General features: G+C 36.1%; 12 protein-coding genes. 9 read left to right on the top strand and 3 right to left on the bottom strand.

The window, feature by feature from the left end; all coding sequences use genetic code 11:
* Positions 1–18: 18 nt before the first annotated feature.
* Both AB8P06_RS18450 and AB8P06_RS18445 read left to right on the top strand, forming a co-directional pair.
* The gene (locus tag AB8P06_RS18450; protein WP_369843745.1) at positions 19–789 is read left to right on the top strand and encodes a DUF3108 domain-containing protein; all 771 of its coding nucleotides are present in this window, start codon (positions 19–21) and stop codon (positions 787–789) included.
* Positions 790–1009: 220 nt separating this feature from the next.
* Positions 1010–3439, top strand: a complete 2430-nt coding sequence (locus AB8P06_RS18445) for a DUF5916 domain-containing protein (protein WP_369843743.1) — start codon at positions 1010–1012, stop codon at positions 3437–3439.
* Between the two features lie 203 nt (positions 3440–3642).
* Here AB8P06_RS18445 and pheS read toward each other — a convergent pair whose 3' ends face one another.
* The gene (gene pheS, locus AB8P06_RS18440) at positions 3643–4653 is read right to left on the bottom strand and encodes a phenylalanine--tRNA ligase subunit alpha (protein WP_369843741.1); all 1011 of its coding nucleotides are present in this window, start codon (positions 4651–4653) and stop codon (positions 3643–3645) included.
* Between the two features lie 130 nt (positions 4654–4783).
* A complete protein-coding gene (locus AB8P06_RS18435) occupies positions 4784–5443 on the bottom strand; it encodes a YceI family protein (RefSeq protein WP_369843739.1) in 660 nt (219 codons plus the stop codon).
* A gap of 75 nt (positions 5444–5518) precedes the next feature.
* Between AB8P06_RS18435 and AB8P06_RS18430 the strand changes: the two genes are divergently transcribed.
* On the top strand, positions 5519–6454 hold the full coding sequence (locus AB8P06_RS18430; RefSeq protein WP_369843738.1) for a sulfate/molybdate ABC transporter ATP-binding protein: 936 nt from the start codon (positions 5519–5521) through the stop codon (positions 6452–6454).
* A gap of 376 nt (positions 6455–6830) precedes the next feature.
* Here the strand turns inward: AB8P06_RS18430 and AB8P06_RS18425 are convergent, their stop codons facing one another.
* Positions 6831–7175: a zinc ribbon domain-containing protein YjdM gene (locus tag AB8P06_RS18425; protein ID WP_369843736.1), complete on the bottom strand. Its 345-nt coding sequence runs from the start codon at positions 7173–7175 to the stop codon at positions 6831–6833.
* Positions 7176–7331: 156 nt separating this feature from the next.
* Here AB8P06_RS18425 and AB8P06_RS18420 point away from each other — a divergent pair, with 156 nt between their 5' ends.
* From AB8P06_RS18420 to AB8P06_RS18395, 6 genes are all read left to right on the top strand, one after another.
* On the top strand, positions 7332–8537 hold the full coding sequence (locus tag AB8P06_RS18420) for an RsmB/NOP family class I SAM-dependent RNA methyltransferase (protein ID WP_369843734.1): 1206 nt from the start codon (positions 7332–7334) through the stop codon (positions 8535–8537).
* A 229-nt stretch (positions 8538–8766) separates the two neighbouring features.
* Positions 8767–10431 carry a GLPGLI family protein gene (locus AB8P06_RS18415; protein ID WP_369843732.1) on the top strand — a complete coding sequence of 555 codons (1665 nt, stop codon included), beginning with the start codon at positions 8767–8769 and terminating at the stop codon, positions 10429–10431.
* Positions 10432–10753: 322 nt separating this feature from the next.
* Entirely contained in the window at positions 10754–12448 is a 1695-nt protein-coding gene (gene asnB, locus AB8P06_RS18410) for an asparagine synthase B (protein WP_369843730.1), read from the top strand.
* Between the two features lie 216 nt (positions 12449–12664).
* Positions 12665–13477 carry a hypothetical protein gene (locus tag AB8P06_RS18405; RefSeq protein ID WP_369843729.1) on the top strand — a complete coding sequence of 271 codons (813 nt, stop codon included), beginning with the start codon at positions 12665–12667 and terminating at the stop codon, positions 13475–13477.
* Positions 13478–13570: 93 nt separating this feature from the next.
* Positions 13571–14971, top strand: coding sequence for an MFS transporter (locus tag AB8P06_RS18400; RefSeq protein WP_369843727.1), 1401 nt, complete (start codon positions 13571–13573; stop codon positions 14969–14971).
* A gap of 332 nt (positions 14972–15303) precedes the next feature.
* Positions 15304–16179: a pirin family protein gene (locus tag AB8P06_RS18395; RefSeq protein WP_369843725.1), complete on the top strand. Its 876-nt coding sequence runs from the start codon at positions 15304–15306 to the stop codon at positions 16177–16179.
* Positions 16180–16294 lie beyond the last annotated feature (115 nt).

Below are 16294 nucleotides of genomic sequence, written 5' to 3'. Positions count from 1 at the left end.
TTTTGTAAAACCCATACCATGAAAAAATTTTTAAATATCATTGCATTATTCATATTCTTTTTAGGTTTTGGCCAGGTAGATAATATTGCAGATGGCGAATCTATTACATTCAGAATACATTACGGAATACTGACTGCAGGAAACGCAACCCTCACCACACAAAAAACAACTTATAAAGGTGCCCCGCACCTGTATGTGAAAGGTACAGGCCAGACCTCCGGTGCCGTAAAAGCTTTTTTTAAGGTAGATGATTTATATGAAAGTTTTATCAATATAGAAACAGGGCTGCCCAGCTTTTATGTAAGAAATGTAAAGGAAGGAAGCTACAGGCAACATTTTGAAACGGTTTTCAATCACGATAATAATACCTTAATTCTAACGGATAAAAAAACACCGGCAAACGGCGCTAAAGTAATAAAATCCGTAAAAGGTGTACAGGATATGCTTTCCTGTTTTTATTATTTGAGAAGTAAATCTCCCGGTGAACTGAAAGTAGGAACAGTAATCAATATGAACGTCTGGATTGATGATGAAATGTTTCCGTTTCAGCTGAAAGTAGTAGGCACAGAAGATTTAAAGACCAAATTCGGGAAGGTGAATTGTTTAAAGATCATTCCGTCTGTAAAAAGCGGCAGGGTTTTTAAAGAAAAAGAAGGGGTAACCATGTGGGTAAGCAATGACGCCAATCACGTTCCGATGCTGTTAAAGGCTGAACTGGCAGTAGGCTCTTTGAAAGCAAGCATTGATGGCTATAAAAATGTAAAATACCCTTTAAAATTCACTAAATAAAGAGATAAATTAATTAATATATTAAAGTTTCGGCGGCCCCAGAGGGGCCGCCGAAACTTATTAAAAAAGCAACATTCTCATAAAAAACCAAGCTAATAATCAACCAACAGGCTAATTACTACGCTTTTCAATATAAGAACAGGAAATATTTTCATTTTTCACACAGCTGCATGTAATAAACTTTATATTTGGATTGTCATGAATGTATAACACTAAGAACATGAAGGTCAAATTTTTCATTGCATTATCATTCTTTTCCTGCCTGATATATTCCCAGAAAAAGGAAGACGATCATATTGTAAGAAAAAAAATACTCATTACAAAAACCGCGACATCTCCAAAAATTGACGGTATCCTGGATGATGCAGAATGGCAGAATGTTCCGGTAGCAACCAATTTTATTGAAAGAAATCCTAATAATGGAAAACCTCAGGCAGACTCTATAAAAACTGAAGTCAGGATTTTATATGATGATACCGGGGTTTATTTCGGAGCCCAGATGTATGACCCCACTCCGAATAAAATTGCAAAAGAACTTACAGAAAGAGACGGAATTAATAATGATGATTTTTTCGGTGTGGCCCTGAACGGTTATAATGATAAACAACAAAGCCTCGAATTTGTGGTAACTGCTGCCGGTGTGCAGTTTGATGCCAAATTAACAACTGACGGCGAAGACGATACCTGGAACAGCATTTGGTACAGCGCAGCAAAAATAAATGATAAAGGCTGGGCTGTTGAAATGAAAATTCCTTATTCAGAACTGAGGTTTCCCAAAAGCAGCATTCAGGAATGGGGGATGAATATGTTCAGAAGAATTCAAAGGATAAAGGCTTCATACGACTGGAATTTTGTAGATAATCAAAAGAATTCATACACACTTTTTGACGGTGTTTTACAGGGTATGGAAAACATCAATCCCCCTACCCGATTGTCATTTACCCCTTATATCTCAACTTATATCAACAGCTTTGACGGGAAAACCACTTCAAGCTTCAACGGCGGAATGGATGTAAAATATGGAATTAACGACGCATTTACATTTGATATGACCCTAATACCCGATTTCGGGCAGGCCAATTTTGATAATTCCATTTTAAATCTATCTCCTTTTGAGCAACAGTTTTCAGAGCAAAGAACCTTTTTCACAGAGGGAACTGAACTTTTCAGCAAAGGCGGAATGTTTTACTCCCGGAGAGTGGGTGGAGAGCCTTCAAGGTACCCAACAGTTTCGGAAAACGAAGAAGTTGTGGAATATCCTGCAAAAGTAAAGCTGTTCAATGCTTTTAAAATTTCGGGAAGAACAAAAAAAGGACTTGGAATCGGTTTCTTCAATGGAATTACCCAAAAGATGGAAGCAACCATTCTGAATCATGAGACTGGTGAAGTAAGAAAGGAAGTGGTAGAACCCTGGACCAATTATAATGTATTGGTTTTTGATCAGCGATTCAACGGAAACTCCTCTGTCTCATTAGTCAATACCAATGTGATGAGAGATGGTGATTTCCGGGATGCCAATTCTACAGGATTACTCTGGGACCTGACCAATAAGAAAAACATTTATAAAACCTATGGAAGCCTGAAAGGAAGCTGGGTAAGAGATGGTGAGACAAAATTCGGGACCCGCGGAGAAGCAGGTATTGAGAAAATTGCCGGAAAAAACCGCTTTTCATTGAACGGAAATGTAACGACCAAAGACTGGGATATCAACGATCTCGGATTTTCCACCAAAACAAATTTTGCCAATTATAATGCATGGTATGGCTATAGGATCTTACAGCCTACTGAGAAGTATAATAATATTTATCTGAATTTCAATGTAAATTATTTTCACAGGCTCGAGCCGTTCTTATATTCAAATCTTATATTGAATAACAACAACAGTTTTACAGATAAAAGCTTCAGGACCTACGGTGGCGGAATTGAGTCTACCCCGTTTGGACAGAATGATATTTATGAACCCCGGACTTTTGGAAGACATCTGAAAATACCTGCTTATTTTGATACCTGGATCTGGTTTGAAAGTGACAGCAGAAAGAAGCTTCAGTATAATTTTACAATAGATTATTATGCTTTTAATGAAACGGGAAGAAACCAGGTTTTAACAGAATTCGGTATCCGTTACCGTTTCTCGGATAAATTCAATGTAAGCTGGAATTTTAATCCTGATTTCAGCAACAATGAAACCGGTTTTGCAGGAAAGGACGACACAAATATTTTCATCGGAAGGAGACAGAGAAACACTTATGAAAATGCATTGACATCCAAGTATACTTTTAATGAAAAAATTTCTTTAACATTAACTTTCCGTCATTATTTTTCCGATGTTACCTATAAACAGTTTTATACGCTTAACCAGGATGGAAGCCTCACGGATACCAATAATTTTAATAAGAACTTAAACGGTACTTACAACGCCTGGAATGTAGATTTAAGGTTTTCCTGGTGGTTCGCTCCCGGAAGCCAGCTGACTTTATTATACAGGAATGCCACATCAAATTATCTCGAAACTTCAAGATTGAATGTTAAAAATAATTATGACGTGCTTTTCAATGAGCCTATGGTCAACAATTTCTCTTTAAAGCTTACTTATTTCTTAGACTATAACCGTATAAAAAGCTGGACAAAGAAAAAAGAACATAAAAATTAATATACATGAATAAAGTCCCGTCTTAATGAACTTAACAGCTAATTCAGATTTAATGGTTAATTCTCAAAGCATGAAAGTGAGTTAAGATTCTCATTGTTGAATTACAGAATCAGTTTTTAATTACGTTTTGTTTCTATGGTCAGTAATTAAAAACAGGAAACCTCCGGAATTCCGGAGGTTTCTGCTTATGATAAAGTTTAATATTATAAAGTTTTAAACTGTTCTAAAGTTCTGATATCGTTTTCAAAGAACATTCTGATATCGCTCATCTGATAAAGAAGCATTACAATTCTTTCAATACCCATTCCGAAAGCATATCCCGAATATTTCTCCGCATCAATATTTACATTCTTCAAAACAGCAGGATCTACCATTCCACAACCCATGATTTCTAGCCAGCCCGTTCCTTTCGTAATTCTATAGTCGGTCTCGGAGTTTAATCCCCAATAAACATCAATCTCCGCGCTTGGCTCGGTGAAAGGGAAATAAGAAGGTCTCATTCTGATTTTAGACTTCCCGAAAAGCTCTGTTGTAAAGAACTGGATCGTTTGCTTTAAATCCGCAAAGCTGACATTTTCATCAATATACAATCCTTCAATCTGATGGAAAATACAGTGTGAACGTGAAGAAACAGCTTCATTTCTGAAAACTCGTCCTGGGGATAAAATTCTTATCGGCGGTTGGTTTTCTTCCATATAACGGATCTGTACGGAAGAAGTATGGGTTCTTAAAAGGATATCCGGATTTTGTTCGATAAAGAAAGTATCCTGCATATCTCTTGCCGGATGGTATTCAGGAAGGTTAAGCGCTGTAAAGTTGTGCCAGTCGTCTTCAATTTCCGGACCGTCTGCTACTGCAAATCCTATCGATTTAAAAATTTCTATAATTCTGTTTTTAACCAGGTTGATCGGATGTCTTGAACCTAAATCTAAGGGAAAAGCAGGTTTCGTAAGGTCTTCTTTCTCTAAGATAACAGAAGATTCGGAAGCATTTTTCAAATCTTCCAGTTTTACCGTAACAGCCTGTTTTAAAGAGTTGATCTTCAACCCGAATTCTTTCTTCTGGTCGTTCGGAACAGCTTTTAATGTTTCATAGAAATCATTTAAAACTCCCTTCTTACCATTATACTTGATTCGGAAATTTTCTATTTCCTCTTTAGATGTAGTATTGAAGCTATTTACCTCAACCAGTAGTTCTTCGATCTTTTCTATCATTGTTTTACCCTTTCAAAATGTTTTGCAAAAATACGGTTTTTCAATTGAATAACTTTCTTTATTTGTCATAAAAAATCTGCCCCTTTTCCGGAGGCAGACTTCAATCACTTATTTCACTTAAATAAAAAAATTATTTTTTTTCTAAAGCTTTAACGTTGATCTGAAGAGTTACCTCATCTTTAATGACCCCGTTTTCAGCAGGAGCCTGGAACTTCACTCCAAACTCTTCTCTCATAATATCTTTCGGCTCGGTAGCGACACTTACTTCTCCGTCTTTCACAGAAACATTGGCTTTAAACTGAACCGGTTTGGTAATTCCTTTAATCGTTAAATTACCATCCAGCAATGTGTTATAATCACCTTCTGCAGCAGGAGTAACTTTTGTGATTTCGTAAGAAGCGGTCGGAAATTTTTCAACCTCGAAGAAATCTCCACTTTTCAAATGACCGTTCAGTTTTCCCAGCTGATCAGCATCATCCTTTAAATCAACTGATGTTAAAGAATTCATATCAGCAACAAATTTCCCGCTTTCAAGCTTTCCGTCTTTTACCGTAACATCACCACTTTCAAACTTAATTGTTCCGAAGTGGCTTGTGCTCTCAGATTTGAATACCTTATATCCTTTCCATTCCACTTTACTGTTTAAAGTATCCAGGGTGTACTGGCTACCGTCCTTAGTTGTTGAAACCTCATTGCTTTCGCTGGTAAGTGGTTTATCTTTTTTACAAGAAACAACTACAACTGTCGCAAAAAGTGCAGGAATAACTAGTGAAAACAGTTTTTTTCTCATTTTTGGCATATTTTTATTATAACTGCTAATATAATAAAAAAAAATATTTTTTCCTAAAAATGTTACATTTGTAGTATGCTATTAGAAATAAACAATTTATATTTTTCACATACAAAAGACAACCCGCTGTTTCAGAATCTCAATCTCAGATTTGAAGAAGGTAAAATCATTGCATTGGCAGGAGAAAGCGGCTGTGGAAAGTCTACATTACTGAATTTAATTTACGGGCTTTTAGACTGGGAAAGCGGAGACATTATTTTTGATGGAAAACGGTTGCTGGGTCCGAAAGGAAATCTGGTTCCCGGAGAATCTGAAATGAAATTTGTTGCCCAGAATTTTGATCTGATGCCCTATTCTACTGTAGCTGATAATGTTGGAAAATTTTTGTCAAACATCAATTTAGCAAAGAAAAAAGAAACCGTAACGGAACTCCTGGAAGTGGTAGGATTGGCAGAATATGCCAACGTTTTTCCTAAAAATCTAAGCGGTGGCCAACAGCAGAGGGTAGCCATTGCAAGAGCGCTTTCCGTATTACCGAAGCTGCTTATTTTAGATGAGCCTTTCAGCAACCTGGATTTTCCTCGAAAAATAGAACTTCGCGAAAAATTATTCAGATACGTCAGCCAGCACAATATATCTCTGATTATTTCCACGCATGAGCTACAGGATGTGATGCCGTGGCTGGATCAGATCATTATTCTTCAGGACGGAAGATTAATTCAGAATAATAGCCCGGAAGAAACCTATAGACAGCCCTATAATCCTTATGTGGCCAAGCTTTTCGGTGAAGTAAATATTTTCAGTGAAGCTGAGATGTCAGCTCTTCAGATACCCAAGTTTTCCTATTATCCGGAAGAAATCAGAATTTCTGAAACGGGTATTGATGCTGAACTTATAGAAAGCAGGTTTGCAGGAAATCACTACTGGAATAAAGTAAGAGCCGGAGAGAAAGATCTCATTATTTATACCCACAAAAAACTGGAAAATCCTGTTAAAATATCTTTTGAGTAAGATTAATAAAAACTGTAAAACCACCAATTTGTTCTATGCAAAATAAGCCTTTCCGCTCTTTTGCTTTTTGCAGTTCTACAATACATTATCGTGAGCTAATTAACACATTTACTCATACTTAATGTCAATTTGTGGATAAAATTATAAACCCGAAAACTGATTTTTATAAATCTTTTTCTTACATTTGTCTTTCCACAGCATAAGGAAATTTTTGGTTAATTCTCTTTCTGCCTCTAGACGGACATTAGCATTCTACTGCAATCAAGTCTTTGAAAGATTACACTGTCCAATTCTTTCCTTTTTTTATGGGTAATAAGTTTTAAACTAAAATATTAAACCTGTAATGCTTTAGCTTAAAACTTATCCCTGAAAGCACTTATGCCTTCTTTACAAACTCAGATTTCAGAGCCATTGCCCCAAATCCGTCTATTTTACAGTCAATATTATGATCGCTGTCGGGTCTCAAACGGATATTTTTAACTTTTGTTCCTGCTTTTACCGGTTTTGGTGCTCCTTTTACAGGAAGATCTTTAACCACCACCACAGAATCCCCATCATGCAATTCATTTCCATTGGAATCAAGGATCGCTCCTGTATTTCCGGTTTCTGCAGACACTTCTTCAGGATTCCATTCATAGAAACACTGGGAACATACCATCATATTATCGCTCGGATAGGTAAATTCAGAGCTACATTTCGGACAAAGTACAGTATCACTCATATTTTTAATTTTTTGCAAAGGTAAATTTTAAAATTAAAAGATTAAAGGATTGAAAGATTTAAAAGTATAAAACCAAACCTCTCAGCCCTCAATTCTCAGCTACCAACTCTCAACTATAATTCGTATTTTTGCAGATTGAAATAGTAGAAGCAAATTATGGAACTTATTCACAGAAACTTAGCGATCGGAATTCACGATGCTTTACAAGAGACATTTTTCGAGAAAAATAAATACGCCGATAAAGTAATCGAAAGACTTTTAAAAGCTAACAGAAAATGGGGAAGCCAGGACAGAGCCGTTGTTTCTGAAATTTTCTACAACATCATCCGCTGGAAAAAACGTTTGGAATATTATATGGGTGAAGGCGTAAAACCTAATAATATTTACAAGCTGATTATCGCTTATTTACTTTGGAGTGAAACAAATTATAAAAGATTTGAAGAATTCGAAGGAATAAAAATCGCTGATATCATCACAAAACTTAAAAAAAATAAAGTTCCTACCAAAGCTATAGAATTTTCTATTCCTGAATGGCTGGCTGAAACTCTGGAAAAAGAATTAGGTGCAGGCTGGGAAAAAGAGATGAACGCTTTAAATGAGCAGGCTCCGACCGTTTTAAGAGCCAACTCTTTAAAAACAACGACTAAAGAACTTATTTCAGACCTGTCTGATGAAAATGTAGTTTCTTATCCTGTAAAAAATTATCCTGATGCCGTACAGCTGGAAGAAAAGAAAAACGTCTTCCTTACCACTGCATTCAAAGAAGGCTTATTTGAAGTACAGGACGCATCTTCACAAAAAATCGGTTATTTCCTTGATGTAAAAGAAGGTCAGAGAGTGGTGGATGCCTGTGCCGGTGCCGGTGGAAAAACACTTCACTTAGCCGCTTTGATGGGTAATAAAGGACAAATTATTGCTCTGGATATTTTCGAATGGAAATTAGCAGAATTGAAGCGCCGTGCCAAAAGAGCCGGAGCCCACAATATTGAAACCCGCATGATTTCTGATAATAAAGTGATCAAACGCCTTCATGAAAAAGCTGACAGACTTTTAATTGACGCTCCTTGCTCAGGATTAGGAGTTTTAAAAAGAAATCCGGACAGCAAATGGAAAATCGACCAGGATTTTATCGACAGGATCAAAAAAGAGCAACAGCAGATTCTTCAGGATTATTCTAAAATGCTTAAGAAAGGAGGGAAAATGGTTTACGCTACCTGTTCCATCCTACCTTCTGAAAACATTGAACAGGTTGAAGAATTCCTTAAAAACAATCCTGATTTCAAAATGATAAAAGACGAAAAAGTAATGCCAAGCCAAGGCTATGACGGGTTCTATATGGCCCTGATCGAAAGACTTGCTTAAACAGCTTTACAAAATAAAAGATATAAACTACTCTATTTGGAGTAGTTTTTTTTATTGTCTTATTCAATATGTAAAGAATAAAATTAATTAAATATGCTTTACATATTAAAATAAACAATTAAATGTAACATATATATGAATGATTTCTACTTATTCACACAGAATTAAAATCTGATAAAGCCTGCTCTGGTAATTTGCTAAAAATTATCTTTGCGGAAACGTCATTATTATGTACAAAAGAATTTTATTCATTTTTCTTATCTTCTTGTCTTATCTGGGATACGCTCAGATATATGAAATCCAATATACCAGTTCTTCCAACGGAAAAACACTTACAGACCAGTCTCCTACCCTTGTCTGGGTAAATGAAAAGGAAAATTTTATTCTTAATAATAAAATCAGGGAGCAAAAAAATGATTACCCGTTTGAGATCACTAAAATAGAAAAGCCATCAAACACTATTGTTTCCTATGGATTTTTAAAACCCGGAGAGATCATCTCTACCTCTGATGCAGAATCTGTTGGAAAACAGAATTTCGAATTGACCGGTGAAACAAAAAAAATATTAGGCTACAACTGTAAAAAAGCAGTGACTAAAATCAATTCCAACACCATCGAGGTTTGGTATACCAATGATTTAAAAATTAAAGGCGGGCCTTCCAGCCTGGGACAAAACCTGGGATTGGTACTTGAAATTGAACGAAATAAAAATTCTGCTACAACGGCAAGCTCCATTAAAAAAGTAAAGAAGACCGACATTGAAAATATCATAAAAGGTTCAGTCAATACTACCGATCTTTTAGGCTACAGGGATCTGTTGTGGAAAAGCAGATTTACAACCCTCAGGGTTTTTGAAAATGAAACCATCAATTTTTCCGATGAGTCAAAATCTGATGAAAACGTAAAAAGATTCGCTAACGGAACAATTATACTTAAAAAAATTAAGTTTCCTAAAATCAGTGAAGGCGAAAATATTTTTGTTGAATTAAAGCAACAATCCAATGGTGATGCCTATGACAGAACCGGAACCGTATTTGTGATTCCGCAGGATAAAGCACAATCTTTCTTTGATGGATTGGAAAAGGGAATCAAAACTCTCCCTGTTTATGAAAACGGAAAGGGGAAACAATATTACGGAGTTATCTCTACAGACAATTATAATCCTGCTATTGAGATGATGCGTTTTTTTACCGCTTTCGGGATTCAAAAATTCAATCACATCCAACTCAAGGGAAAAGACTGGCAGACGATCAGTCCTTACCGTCAGGATATCACAGAATTAAAACCTGCCCTATCTGAAAAAGAGCTTTGGATCGGTACATTTATTGGCAACTATGATAAAGGCGGCCATAAAGTAAGCCTGGAAATCACCATCCATAAAAGTGATCAGACCGTTTATAAGAACAATACCGTGATTCCTTTGTTCAATACATTAAACATTATGGAAATGGCGGGACAGGATTATGCAACAATGTTTAACAATGATAAAGGGCTTTTTGCAGAATTTACATTGAAAAAGGATTTGAAAAACGCACAATTGAGATATACTGCTACCGGACACGGCGGTTGGGAAAACGGGGATGAATTCGTACCTAAGGCCAATTCTGTCTTCCTTGACGGAAAATTGTCTTTTTCTTTTATACCATGGAGGTCTGACTGTGGCTCTTACCGTTTATACAATCCTGCTTCAGGAAATTTTCCCGACGGATTGTCTTCATCTGATTTAAGCAGATCAAACTGGTGTCCCGGAACAGTTACCAATCCGAATTTCATTTCTCTTGGTGACTTAAAAGCCGGAAAACACACAATTCAGATAAAAATTCCTCAAGGTGCTCCGGAAGGCACAAGCTTCAGCGCATGGAATGTATCAGGTGTTTTGTTAGGATCTGAATAAAAAACAAAACCTTCTTGCAAACTGAATTACAAGAAGGTAAAAACACAAATGATGAAAAAAAATTATTTCGAGCCACAAAGTAAACGCTAAAATTTCTGGAATTAATTACCATAGATTAAGAAATAAGTCATATTTATTTCGTATGTACTGTTACCTTATTTTTTCGAAGTGAAAAAATTTAACCAGAATCATACATTTCAATTGAATTAATTAATATTTTTCTTAAAAACAAACTATTTGATTAAAATTTTTAACTTTCAATTAATTTTTATTGTTATTTTTAAATCACAATTATATTTTTGTTTTAAATAAATAATAAAAAATGTGTGGAATCGTATGTTTGTTTGATGCAAAACAAAAAACCGAAATATTAAGACCTCAGGTTTTAGAAATGTCAAAAAAAATCCGTCATCGCGGCCCGGATTGGAGCGGTGTCTTTCAGAATGAAAAAGTGGTTTTTTCCCATGAAAGACTGGCCATTGTAGATCCTACTTCAGGAAAACAGCCTTTATTTACCAAAGACGGTCTGGTAGTTCTTGCCGTAAACGGAGAAATATACAATCACAGAGAACTTAAGGAAGAATTTCCGGACTATGAATTTCTTACAGAGTCTGACTGTGAAGTTATTTTAGCATTATATAGAAAATACGGAAAGAATTTCATTGAAAAACTGAATGGTATTTTCGCCTTTGCCCTTTATGATACAGAAAACGATATTTATTTAATTGCCCGTGATCATATGGGAATCTGTCCTCTTTACCAAGGCTGGGACAGGAACGGAAACTATTATGTAGCTTCTGAATTAAAAGCACTGGAAGGAATCTGTAAAACTATAGAAACATTTTTACCGGGACACCTTCTTTACAGTAAAGACGGAAGCGAGCTTCAGCAATGGTACACAAGAGACTGGGAAAGTTTTGATCATGTAAAGGATAACGAAACCGATATTTCAAAGCTTAGAAAAGGGCTTGAAGATGCTGTTCACAGACAATTGATGAGTGATGTTCCCTATGGTGTATTGCTTTCGGGAGGGTTAGATTCTTCAGTGATTTCCGCTATGACCGCAAAGTTTGCAAGACAGAGAATAGAAAGTGGTGATACGCAGGAAGCCTGGTATCCGAGGCTGCATAGTTTTGCTGTTGGCCTTGTGGGATCTCCGGATCTGGAAGCTGCAAGAAAAGCTGCCGATCATATCGGATCGGTTCATCACGAAGTTAATTTTACTGTCCAGGAAGGTTTGGATGCCATCCGTGATGTGATTTATCATCTTGAAACCTATGATGTTACTACCATAAGAGCTTCTACCCCGATGTATCTTTTGGCAAGAGTCATTAAATCTATGGGAATAAAAATGGTGCTTTCCGGTGAAGGTTCTGACGAGCTTTTTGGTGGTTATTTATATTTTCATAAGGCTCCAAACGCTAAGGAGTTCCATGATGAAACGGTAAGAAAACTTGGAAAACTTCATCTTTACGACTGCTTAAGAGCCAACAAGGCATTAATGAGCTGGGGAATTGAAGGCCGTGTTCCTTTTCTGGATAAAGAGTTTATGGATATTGCAATGACTGTCAACCCGCAGGATAAAATGATCAGCGTTCCGGAAGGCAGAATCGAGAAATGGGTACTGAGAAAAGCTTTTGAAGACCTTCTTCCCGAATCTATCGTATGGAGACAAAAAGAACAGTTCTCCGATGGAGTCGGATATTCATGGATTGACACTTTAAAAGACGTTGCAGAAAAAGAAGTAACCGATGAAATGATGGTGAATGCAAAATTCAGATTTCCGCTGAACACTCCACAAAATAAAGAGGAATACAGATACAGAACTATTTTTGAGGAGCATTTCCCAAGCGAAACTGCAGCAGCAACCGTACCTTCTGTACCATCTGTGGCCTGTTCCACTCCTATTGCCCTGGAATGGGATGAAGCATTTAAAAAGATGAACGATCCGAGCGGAAGAGCCGTAAAAGTACATCAGACATCTTATGAAAAAGAAGATTCAGAAGTCACGATTTAAGTTTTGGTTATAAACAGATATTAAAAATCAGCATCGTTTAAACCTGATTCCTAAGCCCTGAAACGGACGGTCTAAAAAATAAATTTTATCAATCCTGTAGCAATACAGAATTTTCTTTTAGATTAAATACAATAATATCACATAATTTAACTGACAATCAAAAATATTATCTAATAAATAATTATATTTGGAAAACGAAAAATCAATTTTATAAAAATGAGAAGAAACATTACTATCTTTTTCGCTTTATTATCTATAAATTTTGCTTTTGGTCAAGGTAAATTCGGCAGATATCTTAATTCCAAAAAACTGGCTTTAACTTATAAAAGCGTAAAGGATAAGGAAAAAGAAGATTATTACCAACAATATTACTGGCTGGCAAAAGCTGAACAATTAAAAACATATCCGCACCTTAAGGATGTAAAACCTGTTGTTTTGTATGAGTTTGTAAAAAAAGTAAATCCTCAGAACCCGACAAAAAAGCTGGATGAAAGAGGAAAAGAACTGAGAGAAACAGCTGAGTTATCTTTAAATCAGTATTTTAAAAATAAAAATTTCGAGAATAATGCTGTACTGATGTACAACCTTGAAACCTATGTTGATCCTTCCCAGGGTGAATATTTTACAAAAGTAGATCCTGAAAAAATTAAAGAACTGGTTCCGAAAGAATTATTCGCTTTCAACTCTCTGAATAAGAAGACCATGGAAGAGAAAACCTATTATCTTTGGATCGATAAGAAAAAAGATGACTTCAATATTGTTGACATCATCCCTGAGGAAAAAGAAAATAAAGCGTTCTACGCAAGGCTGAAACAATACCTTCCGAGCTACAAGTTTTCAAAATATGTTCCTTCAGTGAAAAAAGGTAACAAAACAGATAAAACCGATGTAGATTATTATTACATTATGCCTTTTGAGCAAAACACTGATAATATTGAATATAAAACAAAAGATTTTAAAACTTTCGTTCTGAGCCAGTACAGAAAAGCCGGCGATGAATGGAAAGGAGTAGAAAAACCTAGAAAATAAATGAAAAAGTCTTGTGAAATCTCACAGGACTTTTTTAATTTTATAGATATATTATCTCTTTAAATTTATTTTAAAGATCCAGCCGATACAAAAATGTCTGAAATAAATTCATCATCAACCAGTATAAAAAAAATCCTGCCTCTGATTCTTGCCACCGCAATTTTCATGCAGATGCTCGATTCAACAATCCTGAACACCTCACTGCCTTCCATTGCAAAAGACTTGAAAGAATCGCCGCTCAATATGCAGAATGCCATTATCAGCTACGTTCTTACCCTGGCTGTTTTTATGCCTGCAAGCGGATTTCTGGCAGACCGATTTGGAACGAAGAAAGTTTTTATTTTTTCATTGGTACTTTTCAGCTTAGGCTCCTTTTTTTGTGCTATTTCGCAAAACCTTACTCATTTGGTCATTTCACGGGTCATCCAGGGAGTTGGCGGAAGTTTAATGACACCCGTCGGAAAGCTGGCTCTAATTAAAACCTTCGATAAAAATGAATTATTAAAAGCCATGAATTTTGCCATTATCCCGGCACTCATAGGTCCTGTTTTAGGTCCGTTGGTTGGAGGCTATATGGTAGATTATCTTTCCTGGCACTGGATATTTTTAATTAATATTCCGTTTGGGATCATAGGAATTGTTTTAGGGTTAAAATACATGCCCAATTACAAATCCGATGTTTTAGATTTTGATTTAAAAGGCTTTATGATCTTTGCAGCGGCTTCTCTCCTGCTTTCTATTTCCCTGGAACTTTTTGGAGATCTTCAGAATACAACTCCCGTTTTGGTAGTCTTTATTTTAGGATTCCTTTTTATGTATTATTATTACAGGCATGCAAAAAGAGATACCAACCCTATTTTCCCTCTGAACCTTCTCCAGGTGAGAACATTTCGGGTGGGAATCGTAGGAAATCTTGCCACAAGATTGGGAATAAGTTCCGTTCCTTTATTATTGCCATTAATGATCCAGATCGCCTACAAACAATCAGCGGTCACTTCCGGCTGGATCATTGCGCCAATGGCCTTAACAGCCATGTTCGGAAAATCATATGTCATTAAAATTTTAGACAGATACGGTTATCGCCAGACCCTGATGATGAACACCTTCATTATCGGCACTTTGATTTGTTTACTTGCCATTCCCAATATTCATACTTCTTTATATTGGTTTGTACCTATTATTGCTATTCTGGGATTTTTCAACTCTATTCAGTTCACTTCAATGAATACGATTTCCATTGCAGACCTGCGAAATTTTCAGACGAGCAGCGGTAACTCATTATTATCCGTGAATCAGCAGCTTGCAATCGGCTTCGGAATCGCTTTCGGCTTAATTGTTTTAAAAATATTTGAAAGCACAGATCTCATTAAAGGTGAGATTCATAATGCTTTCCGCTATACATTCCTTACTGTAGGAATTCTTACGATTCTGTCCGGTTTGGTTTTCAGGAGACTTCATATTTCGGATGGGAAAAATATGAAATCGAAGGAGTAATTTTTTTGAGCAAAAAGGCTAAAGGCTAATAGCTAAATCGTGAAATCGTAAATTTGTAAAATCGTTTAAAGAGGGAACGGTTTAACCTCTGTCATTCCGTAGGAATCTAAACTTAATAATGTTGGGAATCTTAGTAAGAAAAATAAATAACCTCTAAAGTTCCTAGAAATATTACTTTGAAATCCTATAGTTTCCCGATTTTGCAAATTTACGATTTCACGATTTAGCTATTCAGCTTTTTAGCTCTTCCACAATCCCACCTCAACTACTTACCACAGATCAATGCAATTGATATTTAACTATGGTAATTTTGCTCTTATAAAATCAACATTATGACAACTAAAAAAGTAGAAATCGTAGTATCTCCAAAGCCTGCGCACTTTGTAGGTGACGGCTTTAGAGTTCATAATTTTATTCCAAGTGCCAATAAACTGGATATGAAGAGGATGGATCCCTTCATTATGCTTGATTATAATGCTAAATTTCATTTTAACGGATCTGAAATTCCAAGAGGTGTCGGTGTACATCCGCACAGGGGTTTTGAAACTGTAACCATAGCTTATCAGGGTAAAGTAGAGCATCATGACAGTGCAGGCGGAGGCGGCATTATCGGAGAAGGAGATGTACAGTGGATGACGGCTGCCAAAGGTGTTCTTCACAAAGAATATCATGAAACCGAATGGTCAAAGAAAGGCGGAATTTTCCAGATGGTTCAGCTTTGGGTAAATCTTCCTGCTAAAGATAAAATGAGCAAACCGAAATACCAGGCTATTAAAAATTCAGAAATGAAAAAGGTAGATCTGGGAGAAAACGGGGTCGTTGAAATTATTGCCGGTGAATATCAGGGAAATAAAGGTCCTGCTTTCACTTTCACTCCGGTAAATATGATGAATGCAAAGTTAAAAGCCGGTGGAAAAGCAGAATTTAATTTTCCTGCTCATTTCAATACGGCTGCTTTAGTAATTGAAGGAAGCATTATAATAAACGGAGAACAAAACATACTTGCCAACCATTTTGCTTTATTTGAAAATGAAGGCGAGGCTTTCACCATTGAAGCTTCGGAAGATTCCATCGTATTAATTATCAGCGGTGAACCTATTAATGAACCTATTTACCCGCACGGCCCTTTTGTAATGAATACTAGAGAAGAGATCATGCAGGCCTTTGAGGATTACAACACCGGAAAATTCGGGTATCTGGAAGATTAAGGCTGATAAATTAAACTAATCTTAAACTCAGGAAAGGTATTTAATTATTACTTTTCCTTAACTTTAACTAATTATAAACTGATTAAACACAAAGACGCAAAATTTTTCATTTTAT

This window comes from Chryseobacterium tongliaonense (assembly GCF_041224435.1).
Taxonomy (GTDB): Bacteria; Bacteroidota; Bacteroidia; order Flavobacteriales; family Weeksellaceae; genus Chryseobacterium; species Chryseobacterium tongliaoense.
This window is presented reverse-complemented; position numbering and strand designations above follow the sequence as displayed.